Here is a 17,120-nt window from a genome sequence, read left to right as displayed (position 1 = left end):
GCAGAGCCTCTTTTGAATACATTGCCAGCCTGGAGGCTGGGAACAAGGCTATACAAGCCTTTGGGCTTTTCTTAGTGCCATTCATGTTAGATGCATATTTCGAGATGATTTGTCACTCAAATACAAATCAAAGCATCTAACGCACCACTAGATAAAATGGTGGGTTAGGTTAAAGCCATAACACACCCTACTTAATATTTATTAATTACTAGTTATTGATATTAACTTATCAAGTTTCGGGTAGTTTTTTAGTTACATTTTCTAACAAACTTAGACGGCTAACTGTTAATAACTAACAGCTAATCACGATGATAAATTAGCAATTAGACATTAACAATTAGCCGTCAACACCCTTGGGGAGTATTTAAAATTCAAAACTTAATTTTGAATTCGAGTATAAACATCTGTCACTCGATTTTAGATTTTGGATTTACGATAGCGTAGCGTTAGCGACGTAGGAGCGTCTTTTGGATTAACCCATGCATGAATGCAGGGGCTTGAATAATGAAATTGTTTGATTCTCACTCGCGTCTGTTCGCGCAGCGTCTCGTAGAGAAGTCAGGGGCTTTAAACCTTTTTTAGATTTACGATGTTTGATTTTAATCCAAAATCTAAAATCGTCTCGGTCAGAAGAATTTCCACAAGATAGTAACTCTCAAGCACGCTCATCAAATCTAGTGTAGAAACCACCGTATTTTATCCAGTATTGTTTCAAAGTATGATGAGGTGTATGTAAACTAGCTTTTGCCTGATATAAAATAACTTGGCGATGATCGCCCATCCAGATTTTATTAATGGGGTCAACGGATATTACTGTCCCTCCTAAAGAAGCAACGCATTCAGAGAATCTCTCAATCGTTGTATATTCTAATGTCTCGAATATAAAAAAATTACCCGAACAAATCAAATGGCGGCTGCGAATCCAGCAGCGCATCTTTTTTTCAGCCAGTGGAGGCAACATTTTGATTTTAACAGATTCAAGCTGAATCAACATAATGCGCTCACCACAGGTAATTCATCAGCAAAACTTTGCCGTCTTTCAAATTGTAATGGGCCAGCGGTAGATCCCCATATTTGCTTATGGGTTTCAATATCCATACCTTTATCTAGACTTATCCAAGTATGCTCGGTTATTTCTACTTCGCTGACAAGATATGTCTGACATCCATTGCGTTGAATCAGACATTGATTACCCGGTTCCACACTGCCTTGAAACATTTCACCTTCTCGTTGGAAAACCATTGAACAGTGATAACGCCGTTCGATGCTTTCTGGGGTGATGGTTTTGAGGATATCTAATTCACGAGCTGCACCTGCATAAAGCATAGGATCTTTCAAGCTGTAATTTTCGATATAAATGCGATCGCCCAAATCGACTAGTCGATGTACTCCTTGACGATAGGGTGTCCATAAATCGTGGTCATAAGCTTGTTCAGAATAGAAACCGATACCAGAAAAAAATTCAATCGGTAAAGGACGAAAATAAATGTGAATGTGGGCGTAAAGTTGTGGATTTGCAAAAGATTGCTTGTAGTTGCTAAAATCTCCTGCCATCCAACAGGCTAAGGTGAGCAAATCGCTAGCGTTAGTGCTAGATTCGCTGGGCGCTATCGTCACGTCGCTTCGCTCCAAATTCAAAATTCAAAATTCACGCATTACAATCCCCATAAATAAATTTAGGAGCTTGTATCCTTATTATGTTTTAACCTGATATTTGCTAATTGATTGAACTTGACAAAGAGCGAATCTCTGAAGAAAAAGAAGCTGTTGTCACGCCTTTACCATCACTGGTTTTAATCGTCGCTACTCGAAATCGGAGATTTGGGTTAGCAAACCAAATTCGCTCCTCAGCCGCAGCGAGTTCATACTCTGTTAGCAGGGTAAAAATACCATCGTCACTCAGATGATATTTAGCCACTGCTGGAATTGTTTCAGCGTACCCCTTGTCCCGTAGGAGTTTGCCTCTAGAAGGATTTTCGACATCGGGAATTGGTACTAGTACAGTACTGCCAGAGATTGGTTTATCGTCCCAGTCTGACTCACCTTCCCAAGTCATCCGAAAGGGGTGAGTGATACTGCCTAGTTCAGTGTTATACAATTGACAGATTGCTACCACTGCTGGATCGGTGGTGGATAGAGACTCAATTTCAATGTTAGATAATACCTCTTCAAAGTGGGCGAATGCTAAATGATGAGCGCTACGCTGCGATCGCCATCGTCCAATTGAAAGTTCAAAAAAGTCAGTTATTTCCATTAGAAAAGTGATCTTAAAAAAGTAGCTTAAAATCCAAGAGATATCTTGGTAAAAAAGAAGGTTATTCTCCTAGTCTATATTTTAGCCTCCTTGACTACAACTGCATTTGGGAGTGCTGAGTGGGGAGAGACGCGATTAATCGCGTCTGTACAAGAGTTAGGAGTTTTTTTGTCCCTTTGTCCCCTTGTCCCCATTCTCTTTCTTAGACAAATCTAAGCAACTTCAGTGATACTGATAATTTTGCCGCCTGTCCGATGAATGTTTTGCACTTGTCCAGATAGTTGGTTGTAGTTAACTACATATTCCAGGTTGCCCAGACGAGTACGGAGATTACCTGCACCTTTGACAGCTTTAATCAAGAAGCGTTTGTCGGTGCTGCTGACACTAGAACCAGCTGCGGGAGCCTTGATGGATGTGGGTAAATTAGAACCGATATCGCCGATTAGTTTGGCTTTGCGATCGCTATCGCTGCTAGCGAATCCTCTGACTAAGCTAAAGGTGCGGTTAAAGGTAACATTCTTAATTCCGATTTGGGAGCTTGTGCTACGCACATAAGGAACAATATTCTCGCCAAAATTCTGCTGATATTCGTTGCTATCGATATAGGAGTCGATCTCAGCATCATAGCCCTGTTCGTTGTAGATGCGGACGTGTTCGGAAATTTCTGCTTGATCGGCAGGAGGACGCCCTAGCAGGTGTTTGAAGTTCAGTTCAATGAACCGATACTGGGAAGAAGAGTTGAAAAACAGGGATTGATAAATCTCTGATTTGGCAACGGTGTTGACGAATTCGCGGACGCTGATTTTGCGATCGCGCAATTGCGATTCAGCAGTGGCTAGTCGCTCACTTTCCAATAAGTGAGCATTACCCAAAACCTGTTTGTAAACTGCCCGAATCAATGTTTGTAATTCACTTTCGCTGGTGTTCGGACGCAGCTCAACAGTAGGTGAATCAATAACCCAAAGTGACATTGAATTATCTCCTGAAAAACGCTAATTAAATTTCCGAGCATCCTACCTCTTTATAGAGGTAGAATTTCTCATCAGTTGTCAGTTATTTTTGCTACTGACTAGCTTTTGTAAAACTGAGAAGGATATTTCAACAGATGTTAAAAAACTTTACATCATGGTGACAAAGGAGAGGACATAGAGACTTTAAATCCTTATTAGTCGTGATGATTTTAAGTTTTTGCATCATTTGTCCCTACATATTCTGATACGATGCCGAAACCATATTTATTAAAATTTGTTAAGTTAAATAATAGTTAAAAAAAATCTCAACTTTTTTTAGTATTTCATTTGCGATTGGGATACGAGTTATGGTATAATTTTATTCCCTTGAACCAAAGTACTAATCGTGCTGAGTCACGCAAGTTTATCTCAATAAGTGGGCATGAATAAAATCAACTATATTACGTAATGTAAAATTAATTAAGATTGTCTTTTAGTAAGAGCTTCAGCCCTGACTAGCAACCTTTAATTATTCATGCCCACTTAACTTATCGAATTTGGAAAGTAGCTAGTTGGCTGATTAAATGGTCAAAATAGGGAGCAAGAATTTGCTGCCGATCGGTTTGGCAGCGTTTCAAACTAGCAGCCTTGATGCTTTTTAAGCCTAAAATCATTGCATCCAATGGAACTTGTAATTCCTGATAGAGCAAATTCATATAATGCAGTCCTGTGGGACTTGTATATTCAGTGCGGCCACCTGCTATGCCATAAGTAATACAGCGGAGAAAATGCCAAAAATCTCGCCAGCAAGCTTGGGCGCGTTCCGGTGGATAAAGACCACCTCCAGGCTGGATAATTTCGGGATAAGTCGCCAAAACTTGTTCTCTAGATTCATCAACGATTTCGGCGGCGCGATCGCGTAACAATTGAGCAACAGGAATCAACTCAGAATTATCGGGTGACAAGGTTTTAATCTGCAATAAATCTTCATCGCTCAGATAGCGAAAAGCATCATCCGCAGCTTGAAATATGGCAATCGCTGCTTGTGGATGGGACTGTTCCCACTCAGCAAAGCTGACAATTCTAGCTTTGGCTATTAATTCTTTAACGGTTTCGCTTAATTGAGTCATTGATTTATGGGATAGGGCATGGGGCATTGGGGTGGGGGGAGCAGGGGAGAAGTAGTAGGTGCTTTCCCCTCTGCTCCTTTGCCCCTCTGCCTCTTGTGCCCAATGCCCTTAGATTCAATCTTCTTAGAATGCGATCGCCATTTGGTGACATCTGTAAAATAAAGTAAAGAATAGCTGTACCAAATGCACTTATGGAAATCCATAAAATCCAAGCAGAACTGAAGAACCCAGATTTTCACTATCGTCTAAAGGCGATCGCTGCTCTCGATAGTTATGAATCAGAAGTTGCAGTTCCTCTGCTCACCAGTAAGCTTCATGACTCAGAATTTTTGGTGCGTTCTTTTGTGGCCAGGGGTTTGGGTAATCAACAATCAGCGGAATCTTTTGCAGCTTTGATGCAAATTATGAAATTTGATGATACTCCCAACGTGCGGGCGGAGGCGGCAAATTCTTTATCGCTATTTGGCAGAGTTGCAGTTTCTCATCTAGTTCTGGCATATTATCAGGATGACCACTGGCTAGTTAGGCGGAGCATTTTGGCTGCGATCGCTGAAATGGATTGTCCTGAAGAACTATTTGATATATGCGTTCAGGGTTTAAAAGATGAAGATTTCACAGTTCAGGAATCTTCTGTTGATGCACTTGGCTTACTGGCTAATTCTAGCCAACGTGCTGCGGCATTATCCCAAATACTAACGTTGGTGAATGATGAATCTTGGCGGATGCGCGTGCGAGTTAGCTATGCTCTCAAACGATTTGATGAGCCGGAAGCCAAAGCAGCTCTGAACCAACTCAGACAGGATGAGGATCACCGAGTTGTCGGGGCTGCTTTAGAAGACCTGTTGCCACAATAGCGGCGTGGGTTTGTCCGCAATGCAATATTGTGAGAAAACTTATCAGATAAATATTAAATATTTTATTTTACCTTAAATTTGACCAAAATATCCGGTTAATCTGCCAAAATCTTGAAGAAAAGATCAACTTTTTCTAGATGAGGAGGCATTTGTGACTGATATACAAGCTGGTCAAATGACTTGGCGACTACCAGGTTCCTCAGAATGTGCCTTACATTTGCGGCATAATGCTTCGGAACCTTGGCGATCGTATAAAGAATTTCCACAATATGTTCTACCAGATCCGCCCGGTTTTTCCGAAGGATACGCGACATTTGTAGCGCTTCTAAAAAAGAACTGGCAATCATTATGAAAAGTGCTGAGTTAAAAGTGATGAGTGCCTATAAATTACTTTTTAATTCTTACTCATAACTCAGCACGGGCTAAACCATAGCTATCCGCTAACGTTACTCAGCACTGTATTGGTCAAGCACTTAAACTTTCACGAGTTGTTGTGCGGGTATAGGCGTTCCAAACGTCGAGTTCTGAATATGGACGGCTAGAAAGCATGGCTTTAGTTGCTTCTGTGAGTCCTTGAGCAAGAGTAAAATCTGCTCCAGCGATACTTAGAAGATGCTCCATCTCTGCATCACTGAGATCGGTTGCTCGCAGGTCTGTATCCCGCAAATCGGCTCCAGTCAATCGAGCATTTCGTAAGCAAGCCCCTGTCAAATAAGCTTTTGTCAAATCAGCACCACTCAAAGAAGCACCTTGCAAATTAGCTCCTGTCAAGTCAGCGCCACTCAGGTAGGCTCCACGCAGATTAGCACCTTGTAAATCTGCATTTCGTAAAGAAGCTGTATTCAGAAAAGCACCATTGAGATTAGCACCCGGACCTACCGCTCCCGAAGCTTTGTAGTTATATTCTTCGGGCCATTTCGTTTGTGAATCATAACGCGCTACTTGGAGTTTGGCTCCCTCCAAATTTGCACCACTCAGATTTGCTTGTTGAAGATCGGCACGGTTTAAATAGGCTCCCTGCAAATTAGCCCCACTCAAATCGGCTCCTTGCAGATTAGCGCCTCGCAAATCTGCCCCACTCAAATCGACATTACTTAATACCACCTCACTGAGATCGGCTCCTAATAGCTTGGCTTTACTCAAGTTAGCTTGTCGAAAATCGACTTCCTTTAGATTGAATTGATACAACTCTACCGAATCCACAGGGATTCCGGCTTTCAGGGCTGTTAAAATTTCTGGAGTTGGACTGGGGCGAACGCTTGTAATAAGTTGAATTTCACTATTTGTCATCAGCTGATTAAAATATCACTTTTGGAGTTATTCTACACTTTAGCTAAACCGGGACTTCATCTCATCACTCAGTATTAATAACGTCAAAATTTGATAAAACGAGGTTTCAAAACAGATGCATATAATACCGCCTTTGACAATGATCGACTTCTTCCGTAAAAGTGAGGGTACATGGTTTACGGAACGCGCCGTTCATCATTTTGACTCGGCGGCAGATGAGTCGGGGGAGTCGAATTTGATTATTAAAGTCATGGGAAATGACGATCCCAAAGTCCAAGAAGTTTGTAAAGCCCAAGGGATAGATCCTAGTAAAGCAACAAGCGGTGCTAGCTTTGCATGGCAAGCTAACTTAGATACTAGGCTACCGAATACCGATAATGCTGCGATTTTGGTTGATGTTCCCGACGAAACGAGGCGTTCTGGAAAACTAATTCGCAACCAAGGCTATGTTGAGAGCATTCCAGTGGTGAGCCGATATCGGTTTGCTGATGATGGAGTGCTGACAATTGATACTGACTATGACAACAATCAAGGTCAGGAACGTTGTTGGTTTGTTACGGATGATTTTCGTGTCAGAGTCAGTACAGTACGAATGATGAACGGAATCAACTTGATGACTTATTGTTCCGAGCGTCGCTGTGTTTCCCAAGAAGTTTTGGAGCAAATGATCGGTCGCAATCATGCTAGGCGTTAGTGGAAAATGGGGAATGGGGACTGGGGAAGTACTTTACCAAATGACCAATGACCAATGACCAATGACCAATGACCAATGACCAATGACCAATACCCCATTAAGGAATGTTGCTTTGTTTCTCATAAATGAGACGTGCGCGATCGCCATAACTTATTTTCATGCAAGGGTTAACAAATCATGCTCCATGTATAAGCCTTTCCTGGAATTTTTAGAAAAAGAGCTATTTCAGCGGTTTGATTTACAAAGTAGGGTCATTCCCCCTGGTTTGGAATTCAAAGTTAGCGATCGCGGCAGAAACCCAGCAACTATTCGCAGTTGGTGTTACCAATGTCAAGAGTTGCGGAAAATTCGCTATACATACATTGATGCCGGGGAGAGCGCTCAAATTTTTAACAGCGTGATTTATCCCAGTCATAACTACGATTTACCTCTGTTAGGAATTGACTTTTTATCCTTTGGCAAAGTCAAAAATCTGATTGTGCTTGATTTCCAGCCTTTGTTTCAGGATGAATATTATCAAAAAAAATATATATTTCCGCTGAAATCTCTGCATGATAAATACCCGGATTTGGCGCAAAACTTAGAAATGAAGTTTTACGATGCCAACCAGTATTTTTCTAAATATCTATTGTTTGCCAAAACCGACCCGGAAACAGTGGCAACACGAGTTTTTGAAGCTTTTCAGGATTATTTAAACTTGTATTGGCAAATGCTAGCAGATGCCAAACCGCTCCAAGATCCTGAAGATATCCAGCGGATTGTCAAAGCCCAAAAAGACTATGACCAATATAGTGCAGACCGCGATCCCGCATCTGGTTTGTTTAGCAGTTACTTTGGTCATGAATGGGCAGAGCGCTTTCTCCATGAGTTCTTATTTGAAGATGCTGTTCCCCTAGCAGTTGGTGCCGGCAAAAGATGACCGAAGTGACACTCTATCAGCCATTTCTCGATTATGCGATCGCCTATATGCGATCGCGTTTGGATTTACAGCCCTATCCTATCCCCACTGGGTTTGAGTCCAAGAGTGCTGTTGTGGGCAAGGGAAAGAATCAGGAAGAGGTTGTCACCACCAGTTATGCCTTTCAAACTTCAAAATTGCGGCAAATTCGGGCAGCTCACGTACAAGGTGGCAATTCGCTACAAGTTCTGAATTTTGTCATTTTTCCCCGCCTCAACTACGATTTACCCTTTTTTGGGGCAGATTTGGTGACACTGCCCGGAGGACATCTAATTGCTTTGGATATGCAGCCGCTATTTCGCGACGAGCTAGCATATCAGGCGAAATATACCGAACCAATTTTGCCCATTTTCCACGCCCATCAACAACATTTGTCTTGGGGAGGGGATTTTCCAGAAGAAGCACAACCATTTTTCTCTCCCGCTTTTCTGTGGACTCGCCCTCAAGAAACGGCTGTAGTAGAAACTCAGGTGTTTGCTGCTTTCAAAGACTATTTGAAAGCTTATCTCGATTTTGTGGAACAGGCAGAAGCTGTAACAGATTCACAAAATTTAGTAGCCATTGAGCAAGCCCAACTGCGATACCTGCGATATAGGGCTGAAAAAGACCCAGCGCGAGGGATGTTTAAACGCTTCTATGGTGCGGAATGGACTGAAGAGTATATCCACGGATTTTTATTTGATCTAGAGAGAAAACTAACAGCCATCAACTAGAGGCTCTTTAAACACACATTCAGTGCTGAGTACCTCGTTAATGAAGACTCATCCAAGTAACGTTAAACTGGGAAAATAATCTAAGTTATACCAATTCAAAAAAGATTTTGCGACATGATGTTTCAAATTGGTATTAGCTGTAATCAACCTAGTTTGTCTTTATAATGGTTTCCACCTTTCCCAATCCCGCTTCTGTTGATCTATCTCGCATCCGACTTTCGATTCGCTCATTGCAACCGCAATTAGTAGAGTGGCGGCGGCGATTGCATCAACAACCAGAGTTGGGTTTTCAAGAAAAACTGACTGCTGAGTTTGTATCACAAAAGCTGCAAGAATGGGGAATTGAGCATCAAACTGGCATTGCTCACACTGGCATTGTGGCCACCATCAAAGGTAAAGGGGAAGTTGCAGAAACAATCCAAAATCCAAAAGTTTTAGCGATTCGTGCGGATATGGATGCTTTACCAATCCAAGAACTCAACGAAGTGCCGTACAAATCGCAGCATGATGGAGTGATGCACGCTTGTGGACATGATGGACATACAGCGATCGCTTTAGGTACAGCTTATTATCTCCAGCAGCATCGCCAAGACTTCTCCGGTGTTGTAAAAATTATCTTTCAGCCAGCGGAAGAATCACCAGGAGGCGCAAAGCCGATGATTGAAGCTGGAGTTCTGAAAAATCCTGATGTTGACGCGATTATTGGTTTGCACTTGTGGAATAATTTGCCTTTAGGAACAGTGGGTGTGCGTGCTGGCGCATTGATGGCAGCTGTGGAATGCTTTAACTGCACAATTTTGGGTAAAGGTGGACACGGCGCACTACCCCATCAAACTGTTGACTCTGTTGTTGTTGCTGCCCAAATCGTCAATGCTTTGCAAACTATTGTCGCTCGGAATGTTAATCCCATTGATTCAGCAGTAGTAACAGTGGGCGAACTTCATGCTGGAACCAAACGCAATGTGATTGCTGACACCGCGAGAATGAGTGCTACTGTCAGGTATTTTAATCCTAGTTTGAAAGGCTTTTTTAACCAGCGTGTCGAGCAGATTATTGCTGGAATTTGTCAGAGTCATGGTGCCAATTATGACTTAGAATATTGGTCACTTTATCCACCAGTAATTAATGATATTAAAATAGCAGAACTAGTGCGATCTGTCGCAGAAGAAGTGGTAGAAACTCCTCTAGGTATTGTGCCAGAATGCCAAACTATGGCTGCTGAAGATATGTCATTTTTCTTAGAAGAAGTTCCTGGTTGTTATTTCTTTCTCGGTTCTGCTAATCCCACGAAAGACTTAGCATATCCCCATCATCATCCTCGGTTTGATTTTGATGAAACTGCTTTAGCAATGGGTGTGGAAATATTTATTAGATGCGTGGAAAAATACTTTGTTTCATGTCATTAGTCATTTGTTATTTGTCCGTTGTAGTGACAAATGACATAGACGCGCCAGCGGCTTCCCGCAGGGTAGGACAAATGACCAAGGACGACCATAACAAAAATTTTCACAATCTCATTTAGGATTGCTATATCTCTAATTCCTCACTGTCGGTTTCTCTTTATTGCTAACTTCTAAAGGCAGGAAAATCGTCATTACTTCCCCATAGTGTGGGCGTTGACGCACAATTAGTTTGCCACCGATCGCCTGAAACAAATGCTTGGTTGCAGCGATATTCAAACTAATCGTACCTGTTTCTGGTTGGAACATCAGCAGTTGACCTAGAGCTTTGCGAATTGGTGGCGTTGCAGGTATGGCGGCTTTATTTGAGTCTTTGCACCGGAATTGCGGCGATAACTGTAACTTGAGTTGATCTCCAGCTGGGATAACTTGTACTTGGATATGGCTGCCAGGGGGTAAGCTGCGAGTAAAATTTTCCATCAAACCAGTGAGAACCTGATCCAACATGGTGGGATTGCTTACCACTGTCGGTAATTGCTGGGGTAAAATAACATTTAAAGTTAAGTTCCGCCGATGCGCTGCTTGTTCCCAACGGGGAATGCTCTGCTGCAACACTTGATCCAAAGACATCGGCGTGAGTTGAGTTTTTGACGATTTTGTTGAGGCAGTAGTTTCCAGTTCTGCGGCCTTAAACAGCAATTCCATACGGTCAATTTGCTCGGTACACTCGTGATCGATAATTTTTAAGCGATTGATCGCGCTAGCATCTAAGTCTCGCCGTTTCAACAGCAGACGAGTCATGGTGCGAATAGTTGTTAAAGGTGTACGGACTTCGTGAGCGAAGGCTTGGAGCAATTCTACATCAGGATTTGGAGATTGGGCACTTGTACTGAGCGACTCGTGCCGAGCAGAGCCGAGGTAAGTCGTTGGTACAGTCTCTCCAAGAGTTGTATTGGGCATTGGGGACTGGGCATTGGAGAAAAGTCTTCTCCCCTGCTCCTCTGCTCCTCTGCTCCTCTGCTCTCCTGCTTCTTCCCCAGTCCCTAGTGAAGAGTCTCTAGTCTCTTCTGGTTCTGTTAATTCTTGAAGCAACAACTGGCTAAAGTGAATCATCATGCGGTAGTCTGGTGCTACCGGAGAATACTGTTCTACTAGTGCGTCCAAGCGGGCGAAAAATTCTGGATTAGCCAGCATTACCCGTGCCCCTAGCGATCGCCAAGCCTGCTGCACTATCTCTGGCTCAAAAGAAAATGAAAAGGTTTTTTTACCGTTTTTGTGGGTTGCTAAAACTAGCACTAATCTAAATTTATCTGTAAAAACTAAGCAAAACTGTTCTGCACCCAGAGGATCGGCAGGTAGTAAAGGAAGTACCGAATCATGGGGAGCAATCTCTTCATTTACACACGCGTTGGCGTAGTCTGCCGCAGGTATCGCACCTGGCATTTGAAATGGCATCAGCGCCAAAGGGTTAAATGGTTTTGCTGTCAAAGTTACTGTTTGTAAACTTTGAGTCAATTTTGGTTGACTAAATAAGGGTGCTGGTGCAGCTAAAACTAATCCTTGGGTTGTGTTAACTGAAGGGTCTGCTAAAGTATTTAATAGCAAATGTTCTGTCGCTGCGAGGCTGATACGCCACTGCTGCTCTGCTTTAGCAGGTGAACATTCTGCCACACTTGATTGATTTTGGGCCAAGATTTCGCTCAGGCTTGGCAATATCCATTGGTACACAGGCTTTCACCCCTTAATTCAAGAGCGACTAACAGCGTCTAGGTTAGACATTTCACTACTATCTAAGAGGTTATAGCTATTTGTATACTGATGACAGTGGTAGAACCGAACAATTCAGGGGCAATTCCCCTCTAACTGCGATGTCTACGACGGACTACGCCTACGCACTGAATGGTTGAAAAATATTGGCACTGACTTTTACCGATAGGCGTGGCGATCGCAAATTGATAATTGTGCTGGTTTCGCTACTCGAATTGGGATTGTAATTACAAACTCTGCACCTTGTCCCGGTGATGAAATACATTGCAAAGATCCACCATGCTTGCCAGTAATTATCTGGTAGCTAATCGATAAGCCCATGCCAGTCCCCTTCCCAACTGCTTTTGTAGTGAAAAAAGGGTCAAATAAACGCGACTGGATTTCTTGGGGAATTCCTACTCCATTATCAGCAATCCGAATAATTACATTTTCATTTACCTGTTCAGAAGAAATGCGAATCAAGGGATTTGGACAAAGTTCTTTTTGGAAACAATCTTCTAAAGCATCGATTGCATTTCCCAAGAGGTTCATAAATACCTGATTCAGTTGCCCTGCAAAACACTGAATTTGAGGTATTTCACCGTATTCTTTAACCACTTTAATTTCAGGGCGATTATTTTGTAATTTCAGACGGTGTTGCAAAATTAACAAGGTACTTTCGATTCCTTCATGGAGATCAGCCGTTTTGAACTCAGCTTCATCCAAACGAGAGAAAATTCGGAGACTGAGAACAATTTCCCGAATGCGTTTAGCCCCCATCTTCATTGAGGTTAACATCTTAGGCAAATCTTCTGTTAGGTACTCAATATCTGCTTCTGCGTTAGCATTTTTAATTTCTGGCTCTGGGTTAGGATAATAATTTTGATATAGCTTAATTAACAGCAGCAACTTTTGAGTGTAATCATCAGTGTGTTGCAGGTTGCCGTAGATAAAATTAACTGGATTGTTGATTTCATGGGCAACTCCCGCTACTAGTTGACCCAGACTCGACATTTTTTCCGATTGAATTAATTGGATTTGGGTTTTTTTTAGGTCTTTCAGAACTTGCTGAAGTTCTGCTTCTGCCTGTAGGCGCTCGCTAATTTCGTCTCGTAATTGTTCGTTAGCATTGACCAACTCATCTCTAGAATATTGGAGATCATCTGCCATTTTGTTGAACGAGGTAGCTAACTCGCCAATCTCATCGTGAGAGCGAATATTAACTCTGGTATCTAGCTTACCTTCAGCCAGATTCATCACAGCTTGCTGGAGTTTTTTAATCGGTTTTGAGATGGTTCTGGAGACCAGATAACCTACTAATAATGCAAAGATACCACATCCCAAACTGATGATAGACGTGACAACAATATTTTTATGGGCTATTGCTAGGGCTGCTTTATAAAGTGGTGTATACTCCAAAATTACTGCACCCATTGTTTCACCGTTGCTAGCTTTAAAAGCAACAGCAATCAATTGAATTCCATTTGGGTATTCTGGACTGGTCTCAATATAGGTTCTTGGTACACCATCGTGAATAGTTTTACCAACTTCATTATTGCGATCGCGATCTAATCGCGTACCGATATCTTCCGTAACTACATCTGCCAGAATGATTTTATTGCGGTCTACAATCTCCAGATCGCGCTGACGTTGTTTGTGTAGCGATTGAACGTGCTTTTGTAAATGAGCTAACATTTTATCTTGCGATCGCATTTTGTGCTTTTCAAGATCGTGACTGACGAAATATCCCAGTAGTCCGGCAACTTCTTCGGCTTCTTGTTGAGCAAGATACTTAGCTATATTCAATTGTTGATTAGCACTAATCGCACCAATAATTCCTGAGAGAGTAGCCATTCCTAGAGTACCCAAAATTAATTTTTGACTAATTTTCATTCCTTGCTCAAAACCTCAAGTGCTGACTACAGTGCTAATTCAGTTTTCGGGAGTTTGCCCTTTTCCTAAAATTCCCACTTATCAGCCTGAAAGCTACAGAATCAACAGCCATTAGCCAAATCTTTAATCTGGTTCTTTTTGGAACTCCGTTTTGGGCAAACTATACTTGCAACACAAAATCTGATGCCGTGAGAGTTGGCGCACCAGTTAAAGTTGCAAATAAACCACCACTGCCAAAACCAGCCGCGCTGCCATTTTGGTTGTAGAATAACTGCCCAATCACAGGATCGTAGACAATTTTTGCCGTGCTAGTCCCCGCTAAATTAGTGATTTGAAAATCATTGAGATTACTAAAACCTGTTCCCGCAGCAGAAGCGATGCCTACGGCAACCCGTTCGCGTAGCGTCTCCGACAGGAGAAGCGGGAACGCACCAAAGGTAGTCTTATCCAGTACAATCTTGTCACTTTCAGAACTGTTGAAATCAGTAATAGTATCAACACCAACAACAGTGCTAGTAAACTCAGCATTGCTGTTGTAAACGAAAAAGTCAGCACCTACACCACCGATGAGAACATCATTGCCTTTGCCACCGATGAGAATATCATCGCCTTCTCCGCCCCGCAATAGGTCATCGCCACTATTACCATTAATGATGTCGTTACCCCTTTTACCATTAATTACATCGTTAGAGTTGTCAAAACCCGTAACGTTATTGTTAAGGTCATTGAGGAAGGTAACAGTGTTCTTATTAAAAAGATTAGTTTGAGTGGAGTTGGCATTGAAGACATCAAAACTGTCAGTTACACTGGTCTGTCCATCAAACAAGATATTACCAATTGCTGGTTGTGAACCATTTGCTGGTAAGTTATCCAGGTTTTCTAATTGGAAGTTTTGCAGAGTAACTTTTGTAGAAGCCGCATCTAAAAAGGTGAGTTCTAAATTATTACCATTTTGAGTAAGTTGTAATTTATCGGCAGTCAAACCACTACCAATAAATTGCAACGTATCCAGTTGGCTAATCGCTGCTGCTGATGGATTTGAGCCAATATCAGTACCAGCAAAATCAATGATAGTGTCATCACCATCGCCAAGGCGGAAGACAAAAGTATCATTGCCCTTGCCACCGGAGATGGTATCATTGGCTGCCACAGGTGCATCGTTGACGGGTTTGACATTGAGATTGAAAGTACTAGTAACAGTACCGCCATTGCGATCGCTGACAGTGAAAGTGAAACTGTCACTGCCGTTGAAGTTGGCATTGGGGGTGTAGATGAAAAAGTCGTCGCCGGGATTGCCTGGAGTGTTGTTGTCGTCAAGTGTCAGTGTGCCATTAGTGGGGTTAGTGAAATCACCAATAGTTAAAGTCTCCCTATCTGCATCTGTATATCTACGCAGAAGATTGCTAGCAAAGATATTAACGGCAATATCTTCATTGGTGGTAGCGGCAGTCTGAAAGCCAAAAACTACATAGCTCTCCCCTGCATTAAACTGACCATTGGGGTCGCCATCTGATGCCCCGATAATCAGGTCATCGAAGCCGTCGCTGTTGATATCCCCCGCGCTGCTGACAGAACGGCCTAAGTTGTCATCTGCATTAATACCGTTAATCGCAAAGCCATTGCTGCCATTGAGGGACGAGAGGTTGAAGCTAGCCCCAAAGCCACTATTGCTGCCAAAGACCACGTAGCTCTCCCCTGCATCAAGCTGACCGTTGGGGTCGGCACGATTTGCCCCGATAATCAGGTCATCGAAGCCGTCGCCGTTGATGTCCCCCGCACTGCTGACAGAACTGCCTGAGTAGTCATATCTATCAATGCCGTTAATCGCAAAGCCGTTGCTGCCATTGAGAGACGAGAGGTTGAAATCAGAACCGAAACCACTATTGCTGCCAAAGACCACGTAGCTTGACTCTGCATCAGGCTGACCATTGGGGGATGCCCCGATAATCAGGTCATCGATGCCGTCGCCGTTGATATCCCCTGCACTGCTGACAGAATTGCCTGAGTAGTCACCCGAATCAATGCCGTTAATCGTGAAGCCATTGCTGCCATTGAGCGACAAGAGGTTTAAGCTAGCTCCAAAGCCACTATTGCTGCCAAACACTACGTAGCTCTCCCCTGCATTACCCTGACCATTGGGGTCGGCACCTTTTGCCCCGATAATCAAGTCATCGAAGCCGTCGCCATTGATATCCCCCGCACTGCTGACAGAATCGCCTGAGAAGTTATCCGAATCAATGCCGTTAATCACAAAGCCATTACTGCCATTGAGGGACGAGAGGTTGAAGCTAGCTCCAAAACCACTATTGCTGCCAAAGACCACGTAGCTCTCCCCTGCATTATACCGACCGTTGCGGTCGGCACCAGGTGCCCCGATAATCAGGTCATCGAAGCCGTCGCCGTTGATGTCCCCCGCACTGCTGACAGAATTGCCTAAATCAAACGAATCAATGCCGATGATTGCAAAGCCGTTGCTGCCATTGAGGGACAAGAGGTTGAAGCTAGCTCCAAAACCACTATTGCTGCCAAAGATCGCATAGCTCTCCCCTGCACCAAATCCCCCGATAATTAGGTCGTCGAAGCCGTCGCCATTAATGTCCCCCGCATTGCTGACAGAACTGCCGGATCTGTCATCTGCATCAATGCCGTTAATCGCAAAGCCGTTGCTGCCATTGAGAGACGAGAGGTTGAAGCTTGCTCCAAAGCCACTATTGCTGCCAAAGACCACGTAGCTTGACCCTGCATCACGCTGACCGTTGAGGTGGGCATATGTTGCCCCGATAATCAGGTCGTCGAAGCCGTCGCCGTTAATGTCCCCCGCATTGCTGACAGAACGGCCTGAGAAGTCACCCAAATCAATGCCGTTAATCACAAACCCATTGCTGCCATCTAGGAACGAGAGGTTAAAAACTGAAGTAACCTGAGGTGCGTCATTGACTCCGTTAATGGTCAAGTTAACGCTAGCTGTGTTAGTCAAGCTGCCATTATTATTGGTGGTGTATGTAAAGCTGTCAGTACCGCTTTCACCAACACCCAAAACCTCAAATGAAGCATTCGGGTCATAGGTCAAGCTGCCATCAGCATTAAGGGTAACTAAAGCACCAGAACTCAGGGTAATGGCAGTACCAACAACAACTGCCCTACCATCGATAGACGATACTGTTAAGGAGTTGCTATCGTTAGCTAAGACCTCTATGTTAACGGCAGTCTCTTCGTCGGTGGTCGCCGTGTCATTAAC

The 17,120-nt window shown here is 43.2% G+C and carries 15 protein-coding genes; 6 read left to right on the top strand and 9 right to left on the bottom strand.

Annotated elements, in window-relative coordinates:
• Positions 1 to 655 precede the first annotated feature (655 nt).
• The 5 genes from V7K44_RS29070 to V7K44_RS29050 all read right to left on the bottom strand — a co-directional run bounded on the left by V7K44_RS29070 (position 656) and on the right by V7K44_RS29050 (position 4,334).
• Positions 656 to 994 (bottom strand): CpeR family transcriptional regulator, encoded by a 339-nt coding sequence (locus V7K44_RS29070; protein ID WP_334936898.1) that lies wholly within the window; start codon positions 992 to 994, stop codon positions 656 to 658.
• The gene (locus tag V7K44_RS29065) at positions 988 to 1,617 is read right to left on the bottom strand and encodes a chromophore lyase CpcT/CpeT (RefSeq protein WP_334936897.1); all 630 of its coding nucleotides are present in this window, start codon (positions 1,615 to 1,617) and stop codon (positions 988 to 990) included. The genes V7K44_RS29070 and V7K44_RS29065 overlap by 7 nt, the downstream gene beginning before the upstream one ends.
• 100 nt (positions 1,618 to 1,717) lie before the next feature.
• Positions 1,718 to 2,254 (bottom strand): phycobiliprotein lyase, encoded by a 537-nt coding sequence (locus tag V7K44_RS29060; protein ID WP_334936895.1) that lies wholly within the window; start codon positions 2,252 to 2,254, stop codon positions 1,718 to 1,720.
• A 212-nt stretch (positions 2,255 to 2,466) separates the two neighbouring features.
• Entirely contained in the window at positions 2,467 to 3,225 is a 759-nt protein-coding gene (locus tag V7K44_RS29055; protein WP_334936893.1) for a phycobilisome rod-core linker polypeptide, read from the bottom strand.
• 527 nt (positions 3,226 to 3,752) lie between these two features.
• Positions 3,753 to 4,334, bottom strand: a complete 582-nt coding sequence (locus V7K44_RS29050) for a phycobilisome protein (protein WP_334936891.1) — start codon at positions 4,332 to 4,334, stop codon at positions 3,753 to 3,755.
• Between the two features lie 191 nt (positions 4,335 to 4,525).
• On the opposite strand from V7K44_RS29050, the gene V7K44_RS29045 reads away from it, so the two are divergent.
• Positions 4,526 to 5,188, top strand: coding sequence for a HEAT repeat domain-containing protein (locus V7K44_RS29045; RefSeq protein WP_334936889.1), 663 nt, complete (start codon positions 4,526 to 4,528; stop codon positions 5,186 to 5,188).
• Positions 5,189 to 5,339: 151 nt separating this feature from the next.
• On the top strand, positions 5,340 to 5,540 hold the full coding sequence (locus tag V7K44_RS29040) for a hypothetical protein (RefSeq protein WP_334936887.1): 201 nt from the start codon (positions 5,340 to 5,342) through the stop codon (positions 5,538 to 5,540).
• Between the two features lie 113 nt (positions 5,541 to 5,653).
• On the opposite strand, the gene V7K44_RS29035 is transcribed toward V7K44_RS29040, so the two are convergent.
• Positions 5,654 to 6,478, bottom strand: a complete 825-nt coding sequence (locus V7K44_RS29035; RefSeq protein WP_334936885.1) for a pentapeptide repeat-containing protein — start codon at positions 6,476 to 6,478, stop codon at positions 5,654 to 5,656.
• A 115-nt stretch (positions 6,479 to 6,593) separates the two neighbouring features.
• Here V7K44_RS29035 and V7K44_RS29030 point away from each other — a divergent pair, with 115 nt between their 5' ends.
• The 4 genes from V7K44_RS29030 to V7K44_RS29015 all read left to right on the top strand — a co-directional run bounded on the left by V7K44_RS29030 (position 6,594) and on the right by V7K44_RS29015 (position 10,249).
• Positions 6,594 to 7,172 (top strand): phycobiliprotein lyase, encoded by a 579-nt coding sequence (locus tag V7K44_RS29030; protein WP_334936883.1) that lies wholly within the window; start codon positions 6,594 to 6,596, stop codon positions 7,170 to 7,172.
• A 184-nt stretch (positions 7,173 to 7,356) separates the two neighbouring features.
• A complete protein-coding gene (locus V7K44_RS29025) occupies positions 7,357 to 8,091 on the top strand; it encodes a 15,16-dihydrobiliverdin:ferredoxin oxidoreductase (RefSeq protein ID WP_334936936.1) in 735 nt (244 codons plus the stop codon).
• Positions 8,092 to 8,096: 5 nt separating this feature from the next.
• Positions 8,097 to 8,843, top strand: a complete 747-nt coding sequence (locus tag V7K44_RS29020; protein ID WP_334936934.1) for a phycoerythrobilin:ferredoxin oxidoreductase — start codon at positions 8,097 to 8,099, stop codon at positions 8,841 to 8,843.
• Between the two features lie 164 nt (positions 8,844 to 9,007).
• Positions 9,008 to 10,249, top strand: a complete 1,242-nt coding sequence (locus tag V7K44_RS29015; protein ID WP_334936881.1) for a M20 family metallopeptidase — start codon at positions 9,008 to 9,010, stop codon at positions 10,247 to 10,249.
• A gap of 129 nt (positions 10,250 to 10,378) precedes the next feature.
• Here the strand turns inward: V7K44_RS29015 and V7K44_RS29010 are convergent, their stop codons facing one another.
• From V7K44_RS29010 to V7K44_RS29000, 3 genes are all read right to left on the bottom strand, one after another.
• Complete coding sequence (locus tag V7K44_RS29010; protein ID WP_334936879.1) at positions 10,379 to 11,971, bottom strand: sensor histidine kinase; 1,593 nt, start codon at positions 11,969 to 11,971, stop codon at positions 10,379 to 10,381.
• A gap of 198 nt (positions 11,972 to 12,169) precedes the next feature.
• Positions 12,170 to 13,882: an ATP-binding protein gene (locus tag V7K44_RS29005; protein ID WP_334936877.1), complete on the bottom strand. Its 1,713-nt coding sequence runs from the start codon at positions 13,880 to 13,882 to the stop codon at positions 12,170 to 12,172.
• Between the two features lie 160 nt (positions 13,883 to 14,042).
• Positions 14,043 to 17,120, bottom strand: a 3,078-nt coding sequence (locus V7K44_RS29000) for a beta strand repeat-containing protein (RefSeq protein WP_334936875.1), incomplete at its 5' end; no start/stop codon positions are given.

The organism is Nostoc sp. (genome assembly GCF_036917235.1).
In the GTDB taxonomy this organism is placed as follows: Bacteria; Cyanobacteriota; Cyanobacteriia; order Cyanobacteriales; family Nostocaceae; genus Nostoc.
The sequence above is the reverse complement of the archived record's forward strand: the minus strand, read 5'-3'. Positions and strand labels throughout refer to the sequence as shown.

What these genes read in the sequence shown, in the direction of transcription:
- V7K44_RS29005 (WP_334936877.1), bottom strand. Translation starts at nt 13,882, where the DNA reads ATGAAAATTAGTCAAAAATTAATTTTGGGTACTCTAGGAATGGCTACT.
- V7K44_RS29025 (WP_334936936.1), top strand. Translation starts at nt 7,357, where the DNA reads ATGTATAAGCCTTTCCTGGAATTTTTAGAAAAAGAGCTATTTCAGCGG.
- V7K44_RS29035 (WP_334936885.1), bottom strand. Translation starts at nt 6,478, where the DNA reads ATGACAAATAGTGAAATTCAACTTATTACAAGCGTTCGCCCCAGTCCA.
- V7K44_RS29070 (WP_334936898.1), bottom strand. Translation starts at nt 994, where the DNA reads ATGTTGATTCAGCTTGAATCTGTTAAAATCAAAATGTTGCCTCCACTG.
- V7K44_RS29060 (WP_334936895.1), bottom strand. Translation starts at nt 2,254, where the DNA reads ATGGAAATAACTGACTTTTTTGAACTTTCAATTGGACGATGGCGATCG.
- V7K44_RS29030 (WP_334936883.1), top strand. Translation starts at nt 6,594, where the DNA reads ATGCATATAATACCGCCTTTGACAATGATCGACTTCTTCCGTAAAAGT.
- V7K44_RS29045 (WP_334936889.1), top strand. Translation starts at nt 4,526, where the DNA reads ATGGAAATCCATAAAATCCAAGCAGAACTGAAGAACCCAGATTTTCAC.
- V7K44_RS29055 (WP_334936893.1), bottom strand. Translation starts at nt 3,225, where the DNA reads ATGTCACTTTGGGTTATTGATTCACCTACTGTTGAGCTGCGTCCGAAC.
- V7K44_RS29015 (WP_334936881.1), top strand. Translation starts at nt 9,008, where the DNA reads ATGGTTTCCACCTTTCCCAATCCCGCTTCTGTTGATCTATCTCGCATC.
- V7K44_RS29050 (WP_334936891.1), bottom strand. Translation starts at nt 4,334, where the DNA reads ATGACTCAATTAAGCGAAACCGTTAAAGAATTAATAGCCAAAGCTAGA.